8 protein-coding genes and 1 pseudogene are annotated in these 8,958 nt (G+C 49.0%); 1 reads left to right on the top strand and 8 read right to left on the bottom strand.

What is annotated here, in order from left to right; genetic code table 11:
* Positions 1-174: 174 nt before the first annotated feature.
* The 6 genes from AB4Z33_RS29610 to AB4Z33_RS29585 form a co-directional block, all read right to left on the bottom strand.
* Entirely contained in the window at positions 175-672 is a 498-nt protein-coding gene (locus AB4Z33_RS29610; RefSeq protein WP_442053344.1) for a DUF1854 domain-containing protein, read from the bottom strand.
* Positions 672-2,861 carry an ABC transporter ATP-binding protein gene (locus AB4Z33_RS29605; RefSeq protein ID WP_442053343.1) on the bottom strand — a complete coding sequence of 730 codons (2,190 nt, stop codon included), beginning with the start codon at positions 2,859-2,861 and terminating at the stop codon, positions 672-674. The genes AB4Z33_RS29610 and AB4Z33_RS29605 overlap by 1 nt, the downstream gene beginning before the upstream one ends.
* A 28-nt stretch (positions 2,862-2,889) precedes the next feature.
* The gene (locus AB4Z33_RS29600; RefSeq protein WP_337101319.1) at positions 2,890-3,156 is read right to left on the bottom strand and encodes a CD3324 family protein; all 267 of its coding nucleotides are present in this window, start codon (positions 3,154-3,156) and stop codon (positions 2,890-2,892) included.
* A 611-nt stretch (positions 3,157-3,767) separates the two neighbouring features.
* On the bottom strand, positions 3,768-5,051 hold the full coding sequence (locus AB4Z33_RS29595; protein ID WP_442053342.1) for a histidine--tRNA ligase: 1,284 nt from the start codon (positions 5,049-5,051) through the stop codon (positions 3,768-3,770).
* Positions 5,052-5,318: 267 nt separating this feature from the next.
* Positions 5,319-6,269: an EamA family transporter gene (locus AB4Z33_RS29590; RefSeq protein WP_442053341.1), complete on the bottom strand. Its 951-nt coding sequence runs from the start codon at positions 6,267-6,269 to the stop codon at positions 5,319-5,321.
* A gap of 263 nt (positions 6,270-6,532) precedes the next feature.
* The gene (locus tag AB4Z33_RS29585) at positions 6,533-7,306 is read right to left on the bottom strand and encodes an RNA polymerase sigma factor (protein WP_442053340.1); all 774 of its coding nucleotides are present in this window, start codon (positions 7,304-7,306) and stop codon (positions 6,533-6,535) included.
* 197 nt (positions 7,307-7,503) lie between these two features.
* Here AB4Z33_RS29585 and clpP point away from each other — a divergent pair, with 197 nt between their 5' ends.
* Positions 7,504-8,088, top strand: a complete 585-nt coding sequence (gene clpP / locus AB4Z33_RS29580; RefSeq protein WP_442053339.1) for an ATP-dependent Clp endopeptidase proteolytic subunit ClpP — start codon at positions 7,504-7,506, stop codon at positions 8,086-8,088.
* Positions 8,089-8,099: 11 nt separating this feature from the next.
* On the opposite strand, the gene AB4Z33_RS29575 is transcribed toward clpP, so the two are convergent.
* On the bottom strand, positions 8,100-8,558 hold the full coding sequence (locus AB4Z33_RS29575) for an AAA family ATPase (RefSeq protein WP_442053345.1): 459 nt from the start codon (positions 8,556-8,558) through the stop codon (positions 8,100-8,102).
* Between the two features lie 8 nt (positions 8,559-8,566).
* Positions 8,567-8,958, bottom strand: a pseudogene (locus AB4Z33_RS29570) (tRNA(His) guanylyltransferase Thg1 family protein); the annotation flags it as partial.

Here is an 8,958-nt window from a genome sequence, read left to right as displayed (position 1 = left end):
CTATAGTCTCTCTCAATCTTCCTATGATAATGACACCAATTGCTATAGAAACGATTACAAATATCCGAGAACGACGATTCATCTTCCTGTCGTGACTCCGCACTAACAGTCGTGCGCAGGCAAAATGAAACGAGCGAGCTGCCCGCAAATTGCGGTAAGCTCGCTCGTTTTCGTTTATAACACATCGGTCAGTTGGCTTCGGCTATGGGTGTCAAGCTCTTGCCAATCGGCTATCTCGCAACGCTTGCCGTTGATATCGGTCAATATGACTCGATTGCCGCCTGGGAACTGTAAATGCTCGTGCAGGTTGCGCATCGCCATGCTCGTCGGCCCGAGATTCGTCTGAAGCTCCCATATCCATAGATCGGATTTTTGCTTCACGCTATCGACTCTTGTAACGGTTGGGAGAAAATAACGATATCGCAGCTCCTGCTCAAGCTCCCTCTTGCTTTCGTCATCGAGTTTCTCTATATCTTCGATGATGCCCAGCTCGTCGCCCTTCACATCTCTTACCGATATATAACGTGTCGTATACAGGAATGGGAAGGAGCGGTGAATGACCAACTCCTCATACGGCTTCCCTTCTACGATGCCTTGAAAGACGCCGCCGCCTCCCCTGCTGAACAAAATATGTTCGGGGTCGAACACTTTGATGCTGTATTTGTCGTCCATCAGCCTTCAACCCCCTTAATCTTCGACAGCTCCTGCTGCGCTTCGACGAGCTTATGATAGGCACCCTTCTTGTCGAGCAGCTCTTCATGGGTGCCGACCTCGACGATCTTGCCTCGCTCCAGAACGACAAGTCTGTTCGCGTTGCGAAGCGTTGAAAGACGATGGGCAATGGCAAACGTTGTTCTGCCTTTAATGAGTCTCGTGATCGCTTCCTGGATTTGACGCTCCGTCTCGGTGTCCACAGAGGCCGTCGCTTCGTCCAGGATAAGGATGCGAGGATCATGTATAATCGCTCGCGCAATCGATACACGCTGCTTCTCTCCGCCGGAGAGGCGATGTCCGCGCTCGCCGACCCTCGTATCGTAGCCGTCCGGCAATCGAACGATGAAATCATGCGCATTGGCAATCTTAGCCGCTTGCATAATTTCAATCGGTGTCGCATTTGGCTTGGAATACGCGATATTCTCGGCAATCGTACCATCKAATAAGAAGGTTTCCTGCAGCACGACGCCAATCTGCCTGCGAAGGTCGCTCTGGCTTATACGGCGAAGATCGATGCCGTCGATAGAAATGGATCCTTCATCCGTATCGTAGAAGCGGCAGATCATATTAATGAACGTGGATTTGCCTGCGCCGGAATGACCGACAAGCCCGATCATTTCGCCGGCTTCCACATCAAGGTTAATGTCCTTAATGACCGGATGATGTTTCTCATAACCGTATGTCACTTTATCGAAGCGCACATGGCCTTCAATCGTTCCTATTACGGCTGGATCCTTCACATCCGGCACCTCAGACGGCGTATCCATGATCTCGAATACCCGATCGGCTGCGGCAAGCGCATTGCTGGCCCAGTTGATCATTTGGCTAACCCATTGAAGCGGGCCGAACAGCATCGTCAGGTAAGCGATCAAAGCCATTAGTGTACCGAGCTGAAGCTCATTATGGATAACAGATTGCCCGCCGTTATACCAAATGAGCAGTGTGCCGATGCCGGCAATGAACGAGAATAACGGGAACATGCCTTGCCATAGACCTTCAATTCTAATGTTGTGGCGGACAACCTCGCGGTTCGCGACCTCATAACGGGACATTTCCGTCTTTTCTTGACCGAATGCTTTCACGACCCGAACACCTTGCAACGAATCGCCTACCAGGACGTTCAGTCTGAATATCGCCCGCCATTGCTGATACCACCGCCGGCCTATCTTCGGCCATAGCTTCATAGACACCAGAACCATGAACGGCATCGGCAGCATGGCATACAAAGTAAGCTTCCAATCGAGGCCGAACATAATAATGAAGATCGCGATAACGCGCAGCGACTCGCCGCTTACCCAAATGACGCCGTCGGTCATGAATTGCCGCATAGCCTCCGAATCGCTGTTCACCCGTCCGATGAACTGAGAGGTCTGTCTTCGATCGAAGAACGCTAACGAAAGCCGCATTAATGAACTGTATACGTCTTTGCGCAAATCGCCCATCAATTTGGAACCTACCCATACGCCGATAAGCCCTCGTACCGTCTGCATAATGGTCATGAGCAATGCCGTTACACCTAGCCCAAGGACAACCATTAACAGCATAGAACCTGTGTCTTTCGACTGAAGAACATCATCGATCATTACTTTCGTCAAGTAAGGCGGGATAAGCTCTACCAATGTCGTGATGACGAGCAGGAACCCGGCTGCTGCCATCTGAAGTTTATACGGTAACGCATAGCTGAGCATACGCAGTATCACTTTTTTGTTGCTTTTGCATAGAGGGCATACTTGAGTGCCCTCGGAGAGCGGATTATTGCACTTCGGACAATATCTCGGAAATTCCTTCTCCGAGATGACGGGCCGTTCCTCACCTTTGGCTAAAGCGCCAATGAGCTTGGCGGCGAAGCTGAACACCGTTGTCAGGGCAGCCGTATACCGAGCGGCAACGACTGGCCCTTTCTTGGTATCGATCATGAGCATACCGCCGCCAACGCCGCCTGCGGCGCGTGCATCTGTTACTTCACTAAGTGAGATCGATAACTGCTGCTTGCCTGCTTCGTTCCAAAGCATTAATTCCTGTTCTGTAATCGTCAGCCRCTGTTCGCCGAAATGTCCATCGGTAAGCAAATCCGTTTTACCGCTGAACAGCGGTTCGTGCTTCAGCTTCGATTGTATGGCAGTTGGTAATTTCTCTAAAACCGACAATTTAGCACCCCCATTCGCAAGCGGCTCATTAACGAGCCTTTACGATTATTTTGCGAATGCTTTCGCCGGATAGGTGATATTTGCGCTCTAGGTCGGAAACCGTCCAGCCGTTTGTATAGAAGGAATAAATCTCGGCATTGCGCTCTGCGAGCAGCTTCCTCGTACCGCTTGCTTCGCCCCAGCCAATGCGTTGATTCGATGGTTTAGGGATATAGATCAGATCACCTTGAATGTATTTCTGAAGCTCTTTCAATAAGCTAGGGGGAAGCACATCTCTCCCATTTTTGTAGTTCACGATAAACGTCCTCCTCGAACATGTTCAATTTTGTCGTATTTGCGTTACTGTTCATTTTTACTGCTGTAGCATTTTTCATTGCTTTACTGCCTCCTTTCGCGTATTTGAAATTCTTTTTTTTAGAACAAAAAAAACCGTGGATGGTATTCCTCCACAGCAACGGGGTACTACATGCCAATTGCGCGGCAGTCTTCTGCCGCTTGCTCGACTAACGCTGCTTCCTTGCAGCATAGATCGATACCGGAACGATTCCGGCACTAGGAGATATTCAGTTAATATACAACCACCATCATACCACCCAGCATGTTGTTCGACTCCTTTCATCTCCATATTTTGTGTCGTGCACTTATTGATTATAATGAAAGCACTTTCACCTTACAAGAAAAATTTCTCAAATTTGTAGATTTATTTTTTTAGGTGTTCTTTCGTTATTACAAAAAATAGGGGGAGGCCTTTCGGCCTCCCGTTTATGGATGATTTCCGTCTATTACTAGACGGAAATCACCTCAAGGTTGTGATACAAAATAGATCAACTCCTTTCCTAGTGATTCGTCGGCCCGACAACCATAGTATACTTCCATTTTATAGGATGGCGAAAGAGAAAGCATTTTTTATAAATAATCTTTACCAATCGTTGCAATCACTTCTGCCAATGTTAACTGTGTTTCAGTCGACGTATCGAGATCCTTCATCGTTGCTGTTCCGGCCGACTTCTCGTTTTCTCCAAGCAACAGGACGTAACGGATGCCGCTTGCCGAAGCCGAGGCTAATGCTTTGCGAAGCTTGCGCCCGTTCCCGTCGACGCGGACTCGAAGCCCGGCTTGCCGAAGCTCAGTCGCCGTTTCTAGCGCATAGGACAGCGTATCCCCAATAGGCAATAGTAAGATTGGAGGACTGACTTCAATGGCCCCCCTCTCTGTCAATATAGCCATAATGGGCTCCATGCCGAACGATATGCCAACTGCCGGATAATCGATGTCATCTCTTCCAATGAGCTTGCCAATAATCGCGTCATACCGTCCTCCTCCTCCGAGACTTGACGAGTATTGACCAGTGCGATCGAATATTTCATAAACGGTCCCGGTGTAGAAGGATAAGCCCCGTGATAAGAAAGGGTCGAACCGGCATAATTCGTCTAATCCCATTGCAGTTATCAAGGATTGCACTGCGATCACCTCATTTGCTCCCTCCGACTTCTCCAGCCCAGTCGTGCGGACTAACTCCTCGAAGGATAGATCGCTTCGTTCTATCCAGCTCCCTATCGTTTGCCTCACGGGAGGTGCAAGTCCTTTCTCCGCAAGCTCCTCCTGAACGCCTGCAGCGCCGATCTTGGCTGCTTTATCAAGCGTAAGCATGATGGAGGATGCCTCCGCTTCACGCACACCGGCTGTAGCTAATAGCTCACTTAAAAACCGTCTGTTATTCCATCGCAGCTCGATATCGATATTCAGATCGGCAAATACGTCCGCCGCAAGCTGCATGAGCTGGACCTCTGCTTCTGCACCCTTCGTGCCGATCATGTCGGCGTCACATTGCAAAAATTCCCGCAGTCGTCCGCGTTTCACTGGTCCGTCGCGGAACACTTTTCCGATTTCATATCGTTTGAAGGGAAGCATTAGCCCTGGATTCAGGGCTGCCACCTTGGCGAATGGAATCGTAAGATCATACCGAAGCCCAAGCGATCTGCCTCCTTGGTCGCTTAACTGATACATTTCCTTTAATATCTCATCGCCGCCTGCATATTTAGATGCCAGCAGCGACTGTTCATTCAGCATCKGTGTCACCATTGGATCAAAGTCGTAGCGCTCAAACCATTTCTCAAGCGTACGCTGCACACGTTGTCTCGTGATTTGCTCCGCTCCGTAATAATCGTACGTACCTTTTACATTTTGCATAGCATTCATCCCTTTCGTTTAATTGAGAACATAAAAAAACGCGCAGGACCTCTTGGTCCTGCGCGTTGCTATGCCGCAGGGAGGCCAACGCGAAATGCGTTAGCCCGCCCTGATATTCGATCAGGTGTGCTAACGCAGCTTGTGATGATGAAGTTGTGCGAACAGAAGTAAATTGGACATGTCGTTCGACTCCTTCAGTCTGTAAAGTAAACCCATTATAGCGAGTTCATCTCGAATTTGCAAATGAACTCGCTATAATTAATGTCATTAAGCGATGTGATAAGCCTGCTTGTTCCCTTTGCCGCGCTTCCGCTTTAACAGTTCAGGCAAAGCTATTCCGATTAGGACGGTCGCAACGCCCGTCCATTGGAGCACACTAACGTACTCGTTCAGTACGAAGGCAGACATCATAACCGCAACAGGCAGCTCGGATGCGCCTAGAATACCGGCCATCCCTTCTCCGATTCTCGGAACACCCACCGCGAACAGCACAGGGGGAATGAATGCGCCGAACAAGCCTAGCAAGAGTCCGATGACGAGCAAGCCTCCCCACAACGTTCCATCGAACAGAAAAGCTGGCGGGAAAATGACGAATACAAGCGTCAGTGCGCCAGCCAGCATCCATGCGCTGCGATACGCGGGGTGCGCGCTAGGAACGGCTTTGCCGCTAAACCATATGAATAACGAATAGCTGATTGCGGACAGCAATCCCAAGATGACGCCAATGATATTGAATTGGGACATGCCCTGTTCAAGTATGCCGGCAGCCAGCAAAGTACCGATAAGCAATACGCCTAGACCCAACATCATAGGACGGCTTGGCCGTCTGCGCTGGCGAACGGCTTGAGCAACGATGCTGATCCACGTGAACTGGAAAAGCAGAATAATGGCAAGCGAAGCCGGTATATGCTTCAGCGATTGGTAATACAGCAGCCCCGTCACGGCAGTCGGCATGCCTGCTGCCATGAGCAGCAGACGCTGCTTCCAAGTAAGCTGTGCTACGAGCGTCTTCGTTTCAGTAACATTTCTGCCTTTGAACTGAAGACGCTCCCTCCATTTCGTAAATAACGCTAATCCGCAAGCAAGAATAAACCCCATTAGCAATTGACTGCCTACTACTTCGCCAAGCTCATAGCCTTGGCCGTATGCATAGACGACGATGGTGGATAAAATGCCGTAGCTCGCGGCTCCTAAAAATACAGATAATAAATACTTCATGCGTAGTTGATGCTCCCTTCTAGCTGCTGCTTTATCCTTTTGTACGCAAACAAAAAATCCTAACTCCGAATACGGTTTAATCGTGGGATTAACCGAAATTCGTAGTTAGGAAGTATAGGCTTCCAGTAGAGACCCTCACCCTGTTCCAGCTCATTAGCTGTGAGGTTATACGATTGATATGCGATTGTTTGCCGAACAGCAACAGTTCAAATCTTACATGACAAGTAAGATGTTGTCAATCGGTATTCGCTGTAAATTGCGTACTAAGCGGCCATAAATAGGCCTGTTCTACTGCTTCCATAGCTATACACTCCATGTGCAGTCTGACTTCGACCTCTAGCATGCGGCAAACGATTGCCAATGATACTCGATACCACTGCCGGTACAAGCTGCTCCTGTTGCATGAGCTCGATCAGCATCACAATATCGCTCATCTGATAGGCATTAGCCAGCGCTTGAATGAAATTCTTATCCGTGGCGGTTTCGCTGTTCCCAGACTCGCCCATTTTATCTTCTAGCAGCTCGCGCTTCACTTGCGTCAGCGTGTGGCGCGCACGATGCAAGGCTGCTTTGACCGCACCTTCGGTCGTACGAAGCCATTGTGCGGTCTCGCTTGTCGAGTAATCAAACACATCACGCAGTATGAACACCGTTCTTTGCAGGGGCGGCATATGCTTCAGCAAGGCTTGGAACAGCTGCTCGAGCTCGAAGAGACTGTCGCTATTGTCAACTATGGCCCCATTAGCGCTCATGGATTGATTTTTCAGCAACTTTAGGGTGACATCCTTCCGTCTAGTCTGATCGATCCACGTCGTCTTTGCTATTCGCAGAAGAAGCGCTTCCGGGTTGCTGTGCCCTTGTGTCCCGAGAATGGGCAGAGCCTTGAGCCATGTATCTTGAGCCAAATCCTCCGCATCATGTCCGGATTTCGTAATCGACAAGCAATATCGGCGTAYGGTCGCGTGCAGCTGTTCCGTTGGAATTTCATTTGTATGAATCGTTTCACTTATCGTAGAACATACGTGCTTGATGGACATGATGTGCCAGCCTCCTTGGCGCTCAATGCTAAATATAAAGGTAACTCGCCTACATTCATAGTGTCTTCTATATGGTAAACGATTGAACTCATCATAAGGATACGCCAAATAAAAATTTTTGTTAACCGTATCTTCGGCCGCATGCCATTCGTTTACGTATCGAAATCGAAAATACAGCCATATGGAGGTTATGAAAAATGAGTTCTTATGTACCTTATGTTGTGGAGCAAACGGGGCGCGGCGAGAGGTCGTACGATATTTATTCGAGGCTGCTGAAGGATCGGATTATTATATTGGGATCAGCTATTGATGATGGGGTAGCGAATAGCATAATCGCGCAGATGCTGTATTTGGCTGCCGAAGATCCTGACAAAGAGATATCGTTATACATCAACAGCCCAGGAGGATCGACGACGGCCGGCTTTGCTATCTTCGACACGATGCAATATTTGAAGCCGCCCGTGCATACGATCTGTGCCGGTCTGGCTGCATCATTCGCTGCAATTCTGTTGCTAGCCGGCGCTAAGGGCAAGCGATTCGCGCTTCCTAACAGCGAGATTATGATCCATCAGCCGCATGGCGGCGCTCAAGGTCAAGCAAGCGATATTGCCATTAGCGCGAAGCGGATTGTTGGTATTCGTTCTAGGCTCAACGCGATCGCAGCCGAACGGACCGGCCAGCCGATAGAACGAATCGAAAAGGATATGGACCGCGATACGTTCATGTCCGCTGAAGAAGCGCTTGAATACGGAATCATCGATAAGGTTATAACATCGTTATAGCCGTTATAATATCAGAGTGAATCGGGAAGCTGAGGCTTCCCTCCTTTCACTTCAATCGTAAATAAGCCATCAATTGAAGTGACTTCATAGATATCGTCAAATCCTTCGTCCCACGTCGGGGGCTGGAGTTTTTTCATGACGCTTTTGATCCCGATATCGGGTATTCTGGCTTTGCCTATTCGTCCTTCATTCCGTCTTATCGACTCCGCATAATCCGGGACGAAATAATAACATACAATACTAAATTGATGCGCTCGCGCTTTCTCGATATATCCTTGGCGTTCTTCGACCGTTGGATTCGTATTATCTACGACGAAAGGTTGCTTCGCATGCAATAAGGCGTCAAGCAGAATCGCTTCGCGATGGYGAGTTCGAAGCATATCCATATTGAGCCTCATATGAGTATCGTACCATTTTTCCTTAAAAAATGTGGATTTCCCCGCAGCTTGCAAGCCTACGAATAAGAGCATTTCCATCCTTATTCACCCTTATCCAGTTRTTGATTGGAATAAACGTATTGATTTATATAGGATCGGTCTTGCGAGAACACAGGCGTCTCGTGGTCTACCTCCCACCGGTTGCGAACAACTTCGCCTACCTGTATCGGTTGCTTTGTGATGCAAACACCGCGCTTTTTCCAAACCGGAAGCTCATTCCAGTTAATGCCCTTCTCGGTGAAAAGCTTGTCCTGCAACTGCTTACCATCGAGTCCTTGAAGCTCAGTTTGTGGGAAATGCGCCTGAGCTACCATCGAGATACTATTTTTGGTCGCATCCTGCTGCCGCCACAGAAAGTAGTTCGTTACTTCGTCCTCCGGAAGCACCCACGCGCGGCTGTCGAAGAATGCCAGTTCTTTGTTCGGATATACGC

This window comes from Paenibacillus sp. 2TAB19, assembly GCF_052115185.1.
Taxonomy (GTDB): domain Bacteria; phylum Bacillota; class Bacilli; order Paenibacillales; family Paenibacillaceae; genus Pristimantibacillus.
The sequence above is the reverse complement of the archived record's forward strand: the minus strand, read 5'-3'. Positions and strand labels throughout refer to the sequence as shown.